A 14080-nucleotide genomic window follows, 5' to 3' on the forward strand; every position below is an offset into this window, starting at 1 on the left:
CTCGTCCGTAGGCCCGGCTCGCCATGAGCCGGACCACAGACGGCCCGCGTATGCCGGTCAGCCCAGTTTCGTGACGAGGATCCGGACCGCCTCGCCGTCGCCGACCGTGGCGTCGGTCGCGCCGTCGCCCGCCGGGATCGCATCGAGCTGAGGGGCCGAGCCGAACTGGGTCGCCAGGGTCTCGTCGACGATGAGCGCCTGGTGCGCCACCGTCGCCTCCCAGACGACCTGCGAGCCGGTGACGGTCAGGGAGATGCGGTCACTCACGTCGAGGCCGGCCTCTCGTCGGGCCTGCTGCACGGCGCGGATGACGTCGCGCGCCAGACCCTCCGCCGCCAGCTCGGGGGTGACCTCCGTGTCGAGGACGACGAAGCCACCACCGGGCAGGACCGCCGTCGCCCGCGACGACTCGCCGCCGCCCTCGACGACGGTCTCGAGGAAGTACTCACCCTCGACGAGCTCGAGGCCACCGCTGGTGACGGTGCCGTCCTCACCGACCGTCCAGTCCCCGGACTTCGACCCCTTGATGGCGGTCTGCACCTCACGCCCCAGTCGCGGACCAGCGGCGCGGGCGTTGACCGTGAGCTTCTGGGTGACCCCGAAGTCGCTGTCGGCGGCCGCGTCGAGGTCGAGCAGCGAGACCTGGCGGACGTTGACCTCGTCGGCGATGATGCCCGCGAAGTCCTGCAGCGCAGCCGCGCCGGGCACGACCACGGTGAGGTCACGCAGGGGCAGACGCACGCGCAGCTTCTCGGACTTGCGCAGGGACGACGCGACGGAGCAGACGACGCGCGCCTGGTCCATGCGCGCGACGAGCTCGTCGTCGGCCGGCAGCTCCTCCGGGGACGGCCAGTCGGAGAGGTGCACCGACCGCTCCCCCGTGAGCCCACGCCAGATCTCCTCGGAGACCAGCGGCAGCAACGGTGCCGTCACCCGGGTCAGGACCTCGAGCGTCGTGTAGAGCGTGTCGAACGCAGCCCTGGTGTCGGCGTCCGAACCATCTGTTGCATCGCCAGAGGCGGTGTCCCAGAAGCGTTCTCGCGAGCGGCGGATGTACCAGTTGGTGAGCACGTCGACGAACCCGCGCCCCGAGTCACACGCACCGGCGACGTCGAGGCCGTCGAGCTGGGCCGTCGTCGTCTCGACGAGCTGGCGCAGCTTCGCCAACAGATATCGGTCCAACGGTGCGGTGGAAGCGGTCGACGACTGGGCGGCATACCCGGCTCCGTCCACGCCGTAGGCGTTGGCATAGAGCGTGAAGAAGTACCAGCTGTTCCACAGCGGGATCTGGACCTGGCGCACTCCCTCGCGGATGGCCTCCTCGGTGACGATGAGGTTGCCACCACGCAGGATCGGCGAGGCCATGAGGAACCAGCGCATCGCGTCGGCGCCGTCGCGGTCGAAGACCTCGCGCACGTCGGGGTAGTTCCGGAGCGACTTGCTCATCTTCTGGCCGTCGGAGCCCAGGACGATGCCGTGTGAGATCACCGAGCTGAACGCCGGCCGGTCGAAGAGTGCCGTCGACAGGATGTGCAGCATGTAGAACCAGCCGCGGGTCTGCCCGATGTACTCGACGATGAAGTCGGCCGGGAAGTGGTGCTCGAACCACTCGGCGTTCTCGAACGGGTAGTGCACCTGGGCATAGCTCATGGACCCGGAGTCGAACCAGACGTCGAGCACGTCCTCGACGCGGCGCATGGTGGAGCGACCCGTGGGGTCGTCGGGGTTGGGCCGGGTGAGCGAGTCGACGAACGGGCGGTGCAGGTCCGGCTCGCCCTGCGCGTTCAGGGGCAGGCGCCCGAAGTCGCGCTCGATCTCCTCGAAGGAGCCGTAGACGTCGATGCGCGGGTGGGCCGGGTCATCGGACTGCCAGACGGGAACAGGGCTGCCCCAGAAGCGGTTTCGCGTGATCGACCAGTCGCGTGCGTTCTCGAGCCAGCGGCCGAACTGACCGTCCTTGACGTGCTCGGGAACCCACTCGATCTGCTGGTTGAGCTCGACCATGCGGTCCTTGAACTTCGTCACCTCGACGAACCAGGACGACACACCCTTGTAGATGAGCGGCTGCCGGCAGCGCCAGCAGTGCGGGTAGGAGTGGTCGTAGGTCTCGCGGCGGAGCAGCACCGTCCCTGCCGTCACCGAGCCGGCCTCGACCGAACCACGCGTCGCCGCCTTGAGGTGCTCGATGATCGGGGCGTTGGCGTCGAAGACGAGCAGGCCTTCGTACTCGGCCACGGGGAAGGTGAAGGCACCGTCGGCACCCACCGGCATGACCGGCTCGATGCCCTCGCGGTCGGTGACGACCTTGTCCTCCTCACCGAAGGCGCCGGCACTGTGCACGAGCCCGGTGCCGTCGGTCGTCGTGACGAAGTCGGCCTCGACGACGCGGAAGGCGTTCTCGTGACCGGCGTAGTAGGAGAACGGTGGCGTGTAGCTGCGGCCGAGCAGGTCGGCGCCGGTGAGGCGCTCCACGACGGCGTCGTCCAACGCACCCGGGTCGAGACCCAGGTCCTTCGCGTATGCCGCGAGACGCCCCTCCGCAAGGACGTAGCGCTCCGTCGTGCCCGTGAAGTCGGACTCGACGACGACATAGTCGATGTCAGGCCCGACCATGATCGCGAGGTTGCTCGGCAACGTCCACGGGGTCGTCGTCCAGATCAGTGCGAGCTCGCCGGTCTCGAGGCGCAGTCCGACGGTGACGGCCGGGTCCTGGCGCTGCTGGTAGACCTCGTCGTCCATGCGGAGCTCGTGGTTGGACAGCGGCGTCTGGTCGTTCCAGCAGTAGGGCAGGACGCGGAAGCCCTCGTAGACCAGGCCCTTGTCGTAGAGCGACTTGAACGCCCACATGACCGACTCCATGTAGGGCGCATTGAGCGTCTTGTAGTCGTTGTCGAAGTCGACCCAGCGCGCCTGGCGGGTGACGTAGTCGCGCCACTCGTCGGTGTACTTGAGGACCGAGGAACGGCAGGCGTCGTTGAACTTCTCGATGCCGAGCTCGAGGATCTCGTCCTTGGTCTTGATGCCCAGCTGGCTCATCGCCTCGAGCTCGGCGGGCAGGCCGTGGGTGTCCCAGCCGAACCGGCGCTCGACCCGGCGGCCGCGCATCGTCTGGAAGCGCGGCACGAGGTCCTTGACGTAGCCGGTGAGCAGGTGGCCGTAGTGCGGCAGCCCGTTGGCGAAGGGAGGGCCGTCGTAGAAGACGAACTCGTTGTCGCCGTTCTCGCCGGCGTCACGCTGGTCGATCGACGCCTGGAAGGTGCCGTCGGCGTCCCAGTAGGCGAGGACGGCCTCCTCGATCTGCGGGAAGCGCGGGCTCGAGGGCACCTTGGGGGTGCCCGACCGCTCCGACTGCTCCGGCTGGTCGCCGCTCGTGGAGACCTGGGGGTAGGCCATCGTCGTCTCGTCCTCTGCTCGATCGCTGAGCACTCGTGTGCTCCTGCTGACCGAGGACGACGTCACCGGGACCGATCCCGGCGGCACCGCGGTACCACCCCGCTTGCCGCATTCGCGCACCCCAGCTGGGGCACCCGGCATACAACCGCTCTTGTCCAAGGTCGTCACGTGACCCTGACGTCCGGTTCTAGTGAGCGCCCCGTGGGACGCCGTTCTTCCGGAGGCTCGCCGCTGATGACGGCTCGAACGCCTGTGAGCCCAGTCTAACGGCAGTTGGGGGGCACCCCGGAGCGCGCTAGACTCGCCAGCGTTGCCGATCCTTCGGCGACACCAACCGCGTCCGCGGGGGAAAGCCGGTCCAAGTCCGGCGCTGACCCGCAACCGTAGGCCGCCCGCGAGGGTGGCGAGCCGGACCTCCTCGTAGGCGCGAGCGGCTCCACATCACCCGTCGAGGTCACGGGACGGAGCCCGGACAGCCTTTGCGGCCGGGTTCGGGCGATCGTCACGAACCGCTCAGGAAGGCTGTCCCCCACATGCTCCGCTCCGCTCTTCGCGTGCGCGTCGCCGCGCCGTTGGCGCTGGCCGCCCTCACCCTGGGTATGCCGTCCGTCGCGGTCGCCGAGACCACGCCGACTCCCAGCCCCACGACCTCCGCAAGCACGACCGGCACCCCGAGTCCCTCGACGAGTGCCACGGAGTCCGGGTCTCCTACGCCGACCCCCTCGACGAGCTCGAGCACGAGCCCGGCGACCAAGCCCTCCACGTCGTCCACACCCTCCCCCACCCCGTCAGCGTCTGCCTCGGCGTCAGCACCCCTGGCCATGTCGCCGTTCGGCCTGTCGAGCGCGCGTAGCAGCCAACGGATCGCCGGCACCCCCAGCGAGCAGGCGGCATACGCCGGTGGGTTCATGGTGCGCACCCTGGCGGCGAACGGCAACCACTACAACTTCCCCGACTCGACGTTCTTCGACGGCGGCAACACCATCGACGCCATCCTCGGCCTCGACGGCGCCAAGGTCGGTCTCGACGGTGCCGACGCCGCCTTCGCCTACGTCGAGGACAACGTCGGGGGCTACATCGGGACCGACTTCGACTCGCTCTACGCCGGCCCCGCGGGCAAGGCGCTGCTGGGCGTGGTGGCGCATGGTGGCGACCCCACCGGCTTCGGCGGGGTGGACCTGGTCGACGTCCTGCTGAACGACTCGCTCGGTGCGGTCGAGCCGGGACGGTTCTCGGACCTGCCCACCGAGTGCGGCTTCCCCGTCTGCGACTACTCCAACACCATCGGGCAGTCCCTCGACCTCATCGGGGTGGGTCTTGCCACCGGCGAGGTCCCCGACGTGGCGATGGAGTTCCTCCTCGACCAGCAGTGCGCCGACGGTGGGTTCCGGGGCGACGTGGACGCGGCCACCTGCGTGAGCGATCTCGACGCCACCGCCTTCGCGGCCCAGGCGCTCGTGGGCCGCTACGGCACGGAAGACGCCAGGACGATCAAGGCCCTTGACTTCCTCGCGTCCAGGCAGTCGGCCAACGGCGGTCTGCTCAACCAGGACGGCCAGGCCAACACCAACACCGCTGGCGTCGCGGCCCAGGCCTTCGCTGTCGGTGGCTATGCCGCCGAACTGGCCAAGGCACAGTCCTTCCTCGCCGGTCTGCAGTTCGACTGCACTGCACCGGCCGGCCTGCGTGGTGGCATCGCCTTCACCGCCGCAGACCACGCCACCTTGATGAAGTCCCCGACGGACCAGAAGGCCTTCGACCGACTGCTGCGCGCGACCCCGCAGGCGACCTTGGGGCTCGCCGGCGGCTCGCTCCTCGACGTCACCGCCGACGGCGCTGCGGCCTCGGCGCCGGTCCTCGTCTGTGCCGAGCCCTCACCGACGCCCACGCAGACGCCGACGGCCACCCCCTCGGCCACCCCCACCTCGAGCGGCGCAGAGACACCCACGGCGAGCCCCACCACGACGGCGCCGGTCACTGCACCCACCACCTCGGCACCCTCCGTGCCGACGTCGGCCGGATCGGGCCTGGCCTACACCGGTGCCTCCGTGGCAGGGCCGCTGGGCATCGCTGCCCTGCTCCTGCTGCTCGGTGGTGCAACGACCGTGCTCGCACGACGTCGAGGTGCCCACCAGTGACGGTGGCTCGTCGCGTCCTCGGCGTCTTCGCCGGTGCCGCCCTCGTGACAGTGGGTCTCGTGGGCGTCAGCGCTTCGGCTCAGGCGGCTGCCTGTTCGGGCACCAACGGGGTCACTGTGGTCATCCAGTCGTCGACGGGCACGGCCACTCACTGCGCACCCGGCGACCCCGGCAGCGCCCTGGGGGCACTGCAGAGCGTGGCATCGGTGACGCAGGTGACCCCTCAGCCCGGCTTCATCTGCCAGATCAACGGCTACCCGAACGCCAACTGCAGCCGAACTCCTCCGGGCAGTGCGTACTGGGCGTTCTTCCACGGACCCGCGGGCGGTTCCTGGACCTACTCCAACGACGGTGCTGCCGGCTACAACCCCAGGCCCGGCTCGTCGGTGGGCTTCCGCTTCGGTTCCGGGGCGGCGCCAACCGTGCGGCCTGCAGCTCCGGCGCCCGCGCCGAAGCCGACCACGGCCAGGCCGAAGCCGACGGCGGCCGCACCCCGACCCACGACGGCCGCCCCCAGGGCCACGACCGCCGCACCGCGCACGACGGCGGCTGCACCGCGCACGACGGCTGCACCGCGCACGACATCGGCTCCGCGTCGCACAACTGCACCGACCACCGGGCCGTCGACGGGAACCCAGGCACGGCCCACTGGCAGTGCAGGTGCGGCCGCATCGACGGCCGCCTCGGTCGCATCATCGGCATCGGCCTCGGCGTCTGCCCAGGCATCACGCAGGGCGTCGACCGCGGCCTCGGCCACAACGCCCGGATCTCCCACCACCACCGCGTCACCCACGTCATCCACGGTCGACGCGGCGTCCGAGGTCAGCGCCCAGAAGCCCCCGGGCACAGGCTCGGGAGGCTCAGGCCGACTCGTCGGCGGCAGCGTCCTGCTCCTCGCCCTGGCGACCGCCATCGGTGCCGCCGCACTGAAGCGACGGCGTGACGGTGCTGCCCCAGAGACCACGCTGACGCCGTGACGCTGCCCTGATGACGAGCCGATGAGCCCGCTCCTCCCTCGCGCGGTGCACCCCGCCGCGTGGTGGGGGTGGGCCATCGGGCTCGCCGTCGCCGTGGCCACCGTGACGAACCCGTTCCTCCTCCTCACCGCCCTGGGTGTGGCGGCGCTCGTCGTCACGTCACGGCGGGGCAGCTCACCGTGGGCGAGGTCGTTCCGCCTCTATCTCTGGCTCGGCGTCTTCATCGTCGCGGTGCGCACCCTCCTCCACGTCCTCGTGGGACTCAAGGTCGGCGAGACCGTCGTGCTCCCCCTGCCCGAGGTGACCCTTCCGGGCTGGGCTGCCGGGATCAACATCCTCGGCGACGTCCGCCTCGAGGGGCTGCTCGGCGCCATGACCGACGGGTTGCGACTCGCCGTGATGATCGCGTGCATCGGCGCCGCCAACGCCCTCGCGAACCCCAAGCGCCTGCTGCGCAGCCTGCCCGGCGCGCTGAGCGAGATCGGGTCGGCGGTGGTCGTGACGATCACGGTCGCACCCCAGCTGGCCGAGAGCGTCCAGCGCGTCATGCGGGCTCGCGCCCTGCGTGGCGACACGGCCCGCGGGATCCGTGCCCTCCCCCGCATCGCCCTCCCCGTGCTCGAGGACACCCTCGACCGCTCGCTCATGCTCGCGGCGGCGATGGACTCCCGTGGCTACGGACGTCGCCGCGACGTCGCCCCGGCCCAGCGCCACCTCACGGCCGCCTGCACCCTCGGTGGCCTCCTCGCGAGTGCCGTCGGGATCTACGGGTTCCTCGATTCGACGACGCCCGGTTGGCTGGGTGCCCCCGTCCTCGTCGTGGGAGTTGCGCTGTCCCTCACCGGCATCTGGCTCGGCGGTCGGAGCAACGCGCGCTCGACCTACCGGCCCGACCCCTGGCAGTGGCCGGAGTGGCTCACGGTGGCCTCCGGCCTGGCCGCCGCCCTTGCCGTGCACCTCGTCGCGCGCGGCGATGCCGCGTCCCTGGGTATGCCTCTCGGCCCCCTTGCCGTGCCCGCTCTGCCCCTCGTGGCGGTGGCCAGCCTTCTCGTCGCCGGGCTCCCTGCCTTCCTCACCCCCGAGCCGCCCGCCCCGGCGACCCGTGGCCCGGGAAATCCCCGACTTGTTGCGAGTTTGGCTCACGCCGATCGGGCCGCAGGCCCTCCTCGCGTGAGCCAAACTCGCAACAAGTCGGCAAGGGGGCAGGCGTGATCGAGCTCGACCGCGTCTCGGTGACCTTCGACGGCGCCGCCAAGCCAACCCTGCGGGACGTCTCGCTGCGCATCGACGAGGGCGAGCTGGTCCTCGTCATCGGTCGCACCGGCTCTGGCAAGTCCACCCTCCTCGGCACGATGACCGGCCACGTCCCGCACTTCACGGGCGGGACGCTCGCCGGGCACGTCCGTGTCCACGGTCGAGACACCCGGGACCACCGGCCACGAGACCTCGCCGACCTCGTCGGCGTCGTCGGACAGGACCCGCTCGCCGGGTTCGTCACGGACACGGTCGAGGAGGAGCTGGCCTACGGCATGGAGCAGCTCGGCCTGTCGGCGTCGACCATGCGCAAGCGGGTCGAGGAGACACTCGACGTCCTCGGGATCGCCGACCTGCGTGGGGCAGCGCTGCGTGACCTGTCGGGTGGCCAGCAGCAGCGGGTCGCCATCGGTTCGGTCCTCACGGCGCACCCCAAAGTGATCGTCCTCGACGAGCCCACGTCGGCACTCGACCCGACCGGCGCCGAGGACGTCCTCGCGACCATCACCCGCCTCGTGCACGACCTCGCGGTCACGGTCGTCGTGGCGGAGCACCGCATCGAGCGCGTGCTCCAGTACGCCGACACCGTGGTCCATGTCGGCGTCGACGGCGCTGTCTCGCAGGGCGATCCGGCGCACGTGATGCTCAGCGCCGACGTGGCACCGCCGGTGGTCGAGCTCGGGCGTTGGGCGGGCTGGTCCCCCCTGCCCCTGTCCGTGCGCGACGCCCGCCGACACGCCGTGGCATGGCGAGACCTCCCTGTCGCGCCTCCGACGGAGGCGGTCAGTGGTGGCCCGGTCCTCGTCGCCGCCGAGGACGTCGTCATCCAGCACGACGCCGTCCTCGCCGTCGCGGGTGTCGACCTCTCGCTCCGCGGCGGCGAGATCACCGCGCTCATGGGACGCAACGGCGCGGGTAAATCCTCACTCCTCTGGGGCCTGCAGGGTTCGGGGCCGCTGCGCTCGGGCAGCGTCCACGTCTCCGGCCCGGGCTCGCCAGAGGTCGACGTGCACCGGCTCGACGCCGCGCAGCGCCGCCGACACGTCGGCCTCGTGCCCCAGTCCGCATCCGACCTCCTCTACCTCGACACGGTCGGTGCCGAGTGTCAGCAGGCCGACCGCGAGAGCGATCGCCCACCCGGCACCTGCCGCAGCCTGCTCGACGACCTGGCACCCGGCATACCGGACGACCGTCATCCGCGAGACCTGTCCGAGGGCCAGCGGCTCGCCGTCGTCCTCGCCGTCCAGCTCACCGCCGACCCACCGGTCCTGCTGCTCGACGAGCCCACTCGCGGCCTCGACTACAGCGGGAAGGCGGCACTCCGCGGGGCCCTGCACGACCTGACCGCACGCGGGCGATGCGTCGTCGTGTCGACCCACGACGTCGAGTTCGTCGCCGAGACGGCCGACCGCGTCGTCGTCATGGCGGCCGGCGAGCTCGTCGCCGACGGCCCGACCGCCCGCGTCGTCGTGTCCAGCCCTGCGTTCGCGCCCCAGGTCGCCAAGATCACCGCACCTCAGCCGTGGCTCACGGTCGACGACGTCCGGTATGCCGTGGAGGGCGGCTCATGACCATGCTCACCGCCCCCTCGGTGCGAGGGGGTCGCACCCGCGCGATCCGCCTGCGCCCCCGCTCGGTCCTTGCCATCGTGGCCGTGAGCCTTGCCGGTGTGGTCGCCTTCGGCTGGCCGCTCATCGTGGATCCGGGGAGCGCCTTCGGCCACTCGACCGACGCACCCCTGCTCTTCTCGCTGCTCATGCCGCTGTTGCTCGCCGTGGTGCTGGCCGAGATCTCCGAGGGGGGCCTCGACGTCAAGGCCATCGCCATGCTCGGCGTCCTCTCCGCGGTCGGCGCCGCGCTGAGGCCGGTGGGCGCCGGGACGGCGGGGCTCGAGACCGTCTTCTTCCTGCTCATCCTGGGTGGGCGTGTCTTCGGCGCCGGCTTCGGCTTCGTCCTCGGCGCGACGACGCTCTTCGCCTCGTCGCTCATCACCGGAGGGGTCGGACCGTGGCTGCCCTTCCAGATGCTCGGCGCCGCGTGGGTCGGCCTGGGCGCCGGCCTGCTCCCGCCCTTGAAGGGCAAGGCCGAGATCGCCCTGCTCGCGGCCTACGGCGCGGTGTCGGGGCTGCTCTACGGCGTGGCCCTCAACCTCATGTTCTGGCCGTTCACCACCGGTCTCGAGAGCGAGCTGTCCTTCGTCGCCGGCGCGCCGGTCCTCGACAACCTCCATCGCTTCCTCGTGTACTCGTTCGCGACCTCCCTCGGCTGGGACATCGGTCGCGCCGTCACCAACATCGTCCTCGTCGGCCTCACCGGGAGCGTCGTCCTGCGCACCCTGCGCCGCGCCGCTCGCAGGGCGGCGTTCGAGACGCCGGTCGAGTTCACTCCGCACATGGTCCGTCTCTCAGGCGACAAGCACCAGTGACCTCTCGGTCCGACGAACCACCCAGCACGACAACCACGACCGCAGCGACGAGGACTGTCGAGAAGGGGCTCTGCCTCCGCCTGACGCGAGGCTGGGCGGGGTGGATGGCTCGCGCACGTGGCACTCAGGTGCCGCAGAAGGTGGTGTACCTCCCGAAGTCCTCTGGTGCTGGCTCGGCGTAGCGCTCCAGACCGGGACGCTCCTCGAAGGGGTGCTGAACGACCTCCAGCAGCCGCTGGACCGGATCGAGATCGCCGGCCGTCGCGGCGTCGAGCGCCTCCTCCACCAGATGGTTGCGCGGGATGTAGACGGGGTTGGTGCGGTCCATCAGGGCTGGGTCCGGACCGAGCCGCCCCCAGCGCGTGAGCCAGTCGTGCATGGCGCCAAGGTCGGGGAACGGTCCACGGACCGGCTGGGTGTCGCCGCGAGCCGCCGCCCCCAGGGCGCGAAAGCCGGCAGTCCAGTCGACGTGGTTGACGCGGAGAAGCTGCAGCAGCTCCTTGCCGAGCTCGTCGACGACCGAGTTCTCCAGCGCCATGGGAAGCCCGAGCTTCGCTCGGAGGCCCGCCGCGTAGGTGGCCGAGTACGTGTCCGCGAACGTGTTCAGCGACGCCTCCGCAAGCGTCACCGCCTGGTCCTGGTCCTCGGCGAGAAGTGGAAGAAGGGTCTCGGCGAACCGCGCGAGGTTCCACTCCGCAACGAGAGGCTGGTTCCCGTAGGCGTAGCGGCCACCGACGTCGATCGAGCTGTAGACCGCGTCGGGGTCGAACGCCTCCATGAAGGCGCACGGTCCGTAGTCGATGGTCTCGCCGGAGATCGTCATGTTGTCGGTGTTCATGACGCCGTGGACGAAGCCGACGAGCATCCACTGCGCCACGAGGTGGGCCTGCGCCGCGACGACGGCATCGAGCAGCGCACGGTACGGGTGCTGCGCAGCGGCTGCGGCGGGGTGGTGGCGCTCGATGGCGTGATCCGCCAGGCGCGCCACGAGGGCGATGTCGCCGATCGAGGCGGCGTACTGGAAGGTGCCCACGCGAAGGTGGCTGCTTGCCACGCGGGCCAGCACCGCCCCGGGGAGAACAGTCTCGCGGTTCACCCACCGGCCGGTGCCGACCACCGCCAGCGCTCGGGTCGTGGGGACTCCCAGAGCGTGCATGGCCTCGCTCACCACGAACTCACGCACCATCGGGCCGACTGCCGCCCGTCCGTCACCCCCGCGCGAGAACGGCGTGCGCCCTGACCCCTTCAGATGGAGGTCGTGCAACCGTCCCCGGCTGTCGGTCACCTCGCCGATCAGGAGTGCCCGACCATCACCGAGCCGCGGCGAGTACCCGCCGAACTGGTGGCCCGAGTAGGCCTGGGCGACCGGGGTGGCACCAAGGGGCACCAGTGTGCCCGTGAGCAGGCCAAGGCCCTGCACACCGCGAAGCGCTGTCGGGTCGATGCCGAGCTCGGTGGCCAAGGCATCGTTGAGCAGCAGCAGCTGCGGGTTGGGCGCCTCCTCGGCCCGCCACTCGAGCGCCAGCTCGGGGAGCTCGGCAGCGAAGCGCTGGGTGAACGGGAACGTCTCGAAGGTCGTCGTCACCCCGTCAAGCGTACCGACCGGACCGTCCCGAGCGGCTCCCTCAGCCAGCGCCACCGACTCGGTTTCCTGCATCAGCACTCGGGTAGGGGCAGAGCATGAGAAGGCACCCGCCCTCCGCCACCGAGTGGCCCATGCCGTCCAAGGCGTCCGGACTGTTGCTGGGCCTCGGGCTGGGCGGCTTCGTCGACGGCATCATCCTCCACCAGGTGCTGCAGTGGCACCACCTGGTGAGTGATGTGGAGAGGTACCCGATGACGACCTTGGCCGGGCTCGAGGTGAACACCCTCGCCGACGGCTTCTTCCACCTGGCGACGTGGTTCCTGGTCCTGGCTGGTTCCGTCACCGCGATACATGCCTGGCGCGAGGGACGGGTCGCGCCCAGCTGGTCGTTCCACTTCGGCCTGGTGCTGGGCGGCTGGGGAGTCTTCAACGTGGTCGAGGGTCTGGTGAACCATCACCTCCTCGGGATCCACCACGTGCGCGACGACCTGGGCGGGCCGTCGTCATGGGACATCGGCTTCCTGGTGCTCGGTGTGCTCCTCATCATCGGTGGATGGGTGCTGCACAACCGTGGACTCGCCCGCATGCGACTGCGAGCCTCGCAAGGCATCTCGAACCCGTGACCGACCGACTTCGGCGGGCCGATGGCCGCGGGCGGGGCCCTCCTGTCCGGCCTACCAGGTCCTGGTCTCGCTCACGCTGGGGAGCCTGACGCCCCCGACCCGGGCCACCCTGCGGCCCCGTCGACCACCTGCACAGGACCGACCGGGTCCACTGGCACAATCGCGGCCATGAGTGATCTCGAGCTCGACAACGCCCGCGCCTGGCTGAGCCGTGAGGAGCTCGACAACGCACGCGAGCGCCTGCCGATCCTCTATGTCGATGCCGTCCCAGTCCGCGTCGACGAACGCGGATCCGTCGCAGCGGTGGGACTCCTGCTGCGAGCCTCCAGCGACGGAGACATCCAGCGTGAGCTCGTCTCCGGACGAGTGCTGTATCACGAGCGCGTCCGTGACGCCCTCCTTCGCCACCTCGAGAAGGACCTCGGCCCCATGGCCCTCCCGCAGGTCCCCACCTCACCCGTCCCCTTCACCGTGGCCGAGTACTTCCCCACCCCGGGCGTCACGCCGTTCCACGACCCACGCCAGCACGCCGTCTCACTCGCCTTCGTCGTGCCCGTCACCGGCGACTGTGCCCCCCAGCAGGACGCCCTCGACCTCGCCTGGCTCACGCCCGACGAAGCCCTCGCGCCCGGCGTCCTCGCCGAGATGGAACGCGGCCACGGAGTCCTCCTCCGCCAAGCATTGGCCCACCTGGGCCACCCCGTCTAAGCCCGAAAGTCGACGCCTGGGAGCGGAAGGCGCGCCCACAGGCAAGCGCCGAAACTGCCCGTTCGCCGCTGGCTGGGCCTGGCGGGAGCGCGAAGTGCGGTCTACGCGCGCAGCGCGGATGGGACTGCGGCGAACGGGCAGTTTCTGCGCGCAGCGCCGTGGAGCGAGACGCACTGACGTGAGAAGTATCAGGCCTTGCGGCCCTTGTTGAACTTGTCGACGGTGCGGGTCATGTCGGCGTCGTCCTCGGCCTTCGCCTCTTCGGGGGTTGGGGCCGTGCCTCCGAGTCGGGCCGGCAGGAACATGAGGTCGTCACCGGTCATGGGGGGGTAGGCGGCCTGCTGGGCCTCGAGCTGGGCCTGCATCACGGCCTGGAGGCGCACGGTCGCCTCCACCCGGTTCTCGGACGGGTCGACGCGGATCGGGTCGCCGACGGTGATGAAGATGGGGATCCGCTTGCGCCCCAGGTGCTTGGGGGTGTTCTTGCTCCACACGCGCTGGGAGCCCCAGATCGTCGTCGGCAGGATCGGCACGTCGGCCTCCTGGGCCATGCGGACGGCGCCCGGCTTGAACTCCTTGAGCTCGAACGAGCGTGACATCGTCGCCTCGGGGAAGACGCCGACGATCTCGCCGTCCTTGAGCGACTGGACGGCCCGGTTGAAGGAGCCACGGCCGTCCCTGCGGTCGACCGGGATGTGCTTCATCCCGCGCATGAGCGGTCCGGCGACCCTGTGGGAGAAGATCGACTGCTTGGCCATGAAGCGCACGAGACGCTTCGAGTCGATGGCGGCCAGGCCGGCATACGTGAAGTCGAAGTAGCCGGTGTGGTTGATCGCCATGACAGCGCCACCCACGCGGGGCACGTTGTCGGCGCCCTCGATCCTAAACTTCAGCCCCTGAGCCGCGAACAGGGCTCGAGCGGTGGTGATGACCGGGGTGTAGACGGGTTCCATGGACGGCAGCCTACGGCGCCGTAG

The 14080-nt window shown here is 70.5% G+C and carries 11 protein-coding genes; 6 read left to right on the forward strand and 5 right to left on the reverse strand.

Translation table 11 applies throughout. The features are described 5' to 3' along the window. Positions 1-57: 57 nt before the first annotated feature. Together ileS and ACZZ98_RS01285 are read right to left on the reverse strand one after the other, a co-directional pair. Entirely contained in the window at positions 58-3393 is a 3336-nt protein-coding gene (gene ileS, locus ACZZ98_RS01280; RefSeq protein WP_463517703.1) for an isoleucine--tRNA ligase, read from the reverse strand. Positions 3394-3895: 502 nt separating this feature from the next. Then, a complete protein-coding gene (locus ACZZ98_RS01285) occupies positions 3896-4303 on the reverse strand; it encodes a hypothetical protein (protein WP_463514592.1) in 408 nt (135 codons plus the stop codon). Between ACZZ98_RS01285 and ACZZ98_RS01290 the strand changes: the two genes are divergently transcribed. Next, positions 4302-5531 (forward strand): hypothetical protein, encoded by a 1230-nt coding sequence (locus tag ACZZ98_RS01290; RefSeq protein ID WP_463514593.1) that lies wholly within the window; start codon positions 4302-4304, stop codon positions 5529-5531. The genes ACZZ98_RS01285 and ACZZ98_RS01290 overlap by 2 nt on opposite strands. A gap of 361 nt (positions 5532-5892) precedes the next feature. Here the strand turns inward: ACZZ98_RS01290 and ACZZ98_RS01295 are convergent, their stop codons facing one another. Continuing rightward, positions 5893-6378 (reverse strand): hypothetical protein, encoded by a 486-nt coding sequence (locus tag ACZZ98_RS01295; protein ID WP_463514594.1) that lies wholly within the window; start codon positions 6376-6378, stop codon positions 5893-5895. Positions 6379-6529: 151 nt separating this feature from the next. Between ACZZ98_RS01295 and ACZZ98_RS01300 the strand changes: the two genes are divergently transcribed. Genes ACZZ98_RS01300 through ACZZ98_RS01310 form a run of 3 tightly spaced genes read left to right on the forward strand, consistent with a single transcriptional unit; the run spans position 6530 to position 10187 of the window. Beyond that, positions 6530-7720: an energy-coupling factor transporter transmembrane component T gene (locus ACZZ98_RS01300; protein ID WP_463514595.1), complete on the forward strand. Its 1191-nt coding sequence runs from the start codon at positions 6530-6532 to the stop codon at positions 7718-7720. Next, on the forward strand, positions 7717-9333 hold the full coding sequence (locus ACZZ98_RS01305; RefSeq protein ID WP_463514596.1) for an ABC transporter ATP-binding protein: 1617 nt from the start codon (positions 7717-7719) through the stop codon (positions 9331-9333). Before ACZZ98_RS01300 ends, ACZZ98_RS01305 begins: the two co-directional genes overlap by 4 nt. Beyond that, the gene (locus ACZZ98_RS01310; protein WP_463514597.1) at positions 9330-10187 is read left to right on the forward strand and encodes an ECF transporter S component; all 858 of its coding nucleotides are present in this window, start codon (positions 9330-9332) and stop codon (positions 10185-10187) included. Before ACZZ98_RS01305 ends, ACZZ98_RS01310 begins: the two co-directional genes overlap by 4 nt. A gap of 124 nt (positions 10188-10311) precedes the next feature. On the opposite strand, the gene ACZZ98_RS01315 is transcribed toward ACZZ98_RS01310, so the two are convergent. Then, the gene (locus ACZZ98_RS01315; RefSeq protein WP_463514598.1) at positions 10312-11772 is read right to left on the reverse strand and encodes a protein adenylyltransferase SelO; all 1461 of its coding nucleotides are present in this window, start codon (positions 11770-11772) and stop codon (positions 10312-10314) included. Between the two features lie 95 nt (positions 11773-11867). Between ACZZ98_RS01315 and ACZZ98_RS01320 the strand changes: the two genes are divergently transcribed. Both ACZZ98_RS01320 and ACZZ98_RS01325 read left to right on the forward strand, forming a co-directional pair. Beyond that, positions 11868-12395, forward strand: coding sequence for a DUF2243 domain-containing protein (locus tag ACZZ98_RS01320; RefSeq protein ID WP_463514599.1), 528 nt, complete (start codon positions 11868-11870; stop codon positions 12393-12395). 168 nt (positions 12396-12563) lie between these two features. Continuing rightward, on the forward strand, positions 12564-13103 hold the full coding sequence (locus ACZZ98_RS01325; RefSeq protein ID WP_463514600.1) for an NUDIX hydrolase family protein: 540 nt from the start codon (positions 12564-12566) through the stop codon (positions 13101-13103). 188 nt (positions 13104-13291) lie between these two features. Here ACZZ98_RS01325 and ACZZ98_RS01330 read toward each other — a convergent pair whose 3' ends face one another. Beyond that, complete coding sequence (locus ACZZ98_RS01330; protein WP_463514601.1) at positions 13292-14056, reverse strand: lysophospholipid acyltransferase family protein; 765 nt, start codon at positions 14054-14056, stop codon at positions 13292-13294. Between the last annotated feature and the right edge of the window lie 24 nt (positions 14057-14080).

This window comes from Knoellia sp. AC549 (assembly GCF_979258975.1).

What these genes read in the sequence shown, in the direction of transcription:
- ileS (WP_463517703.1), bottom strand. Translation starts at nt 3,393, where the DNA reads ATGGCCTACCCCCAGGTCTCCACGAGCGGCGACCAGCCGGAGCAGTCG.
- ACZZ98_RS01290 (WP_463514593.1), top strand. Translation starts at nt 4,302, where the DNA reads ATGGTGCGCACCCTGGCGGCGAACGGCAACCACTACAACTTCCCCGAC.
- ACZZ98_RS01285 (WP_463514592.1), bottom strand. Translation starts at nt 4,303, where the DNA reads ATGAACCCACCGGCGTATGCCGCCTGCTCGCTGGGGGTGCCGGCGATC.
- ACZZ98_RS01300 (WP_463514595.1), top strand. Translation starts at nt 6,530, where the DNA reads ATGAGCCCGCTCCTCCCTCGCGCGGTGCACCCCGCCGCGTGGTGGGGG.
- ACZZ98_RS01310 (WP_463514597.1), top strand. Translation starts at nt 9,330, where the DNA reads ATGACCATGCTCACCGCCCCCTCGGTGCGAGGGGGTCGCACCCGCGCG.
- ACZZ98_RS01320 (WP_463514599.1), top strand. Translation starts at nt 11,868, where the DNA reads ATGAGAAGGCACCCGCCCTCCGCCACCGAGTGGCCCATGCCGTCCAAG.
- ACZZ98_RS01325 (WP_463514600.1), top strand. Translation starts at nt 12,564, where the DNA reads ATGAGTGATCTCGAGCTCGACAACGCCCGCGCCTGGCTGAGCCGTGAG.
- ACZZ98_RS01330 (WP_463514601.1), bottom strand. Translation starts at nt 14,056, where the DNA reads ATGGAACCCGTCTACACCCCGGTCATCACCACCGCTCGAGCCCTGTTC.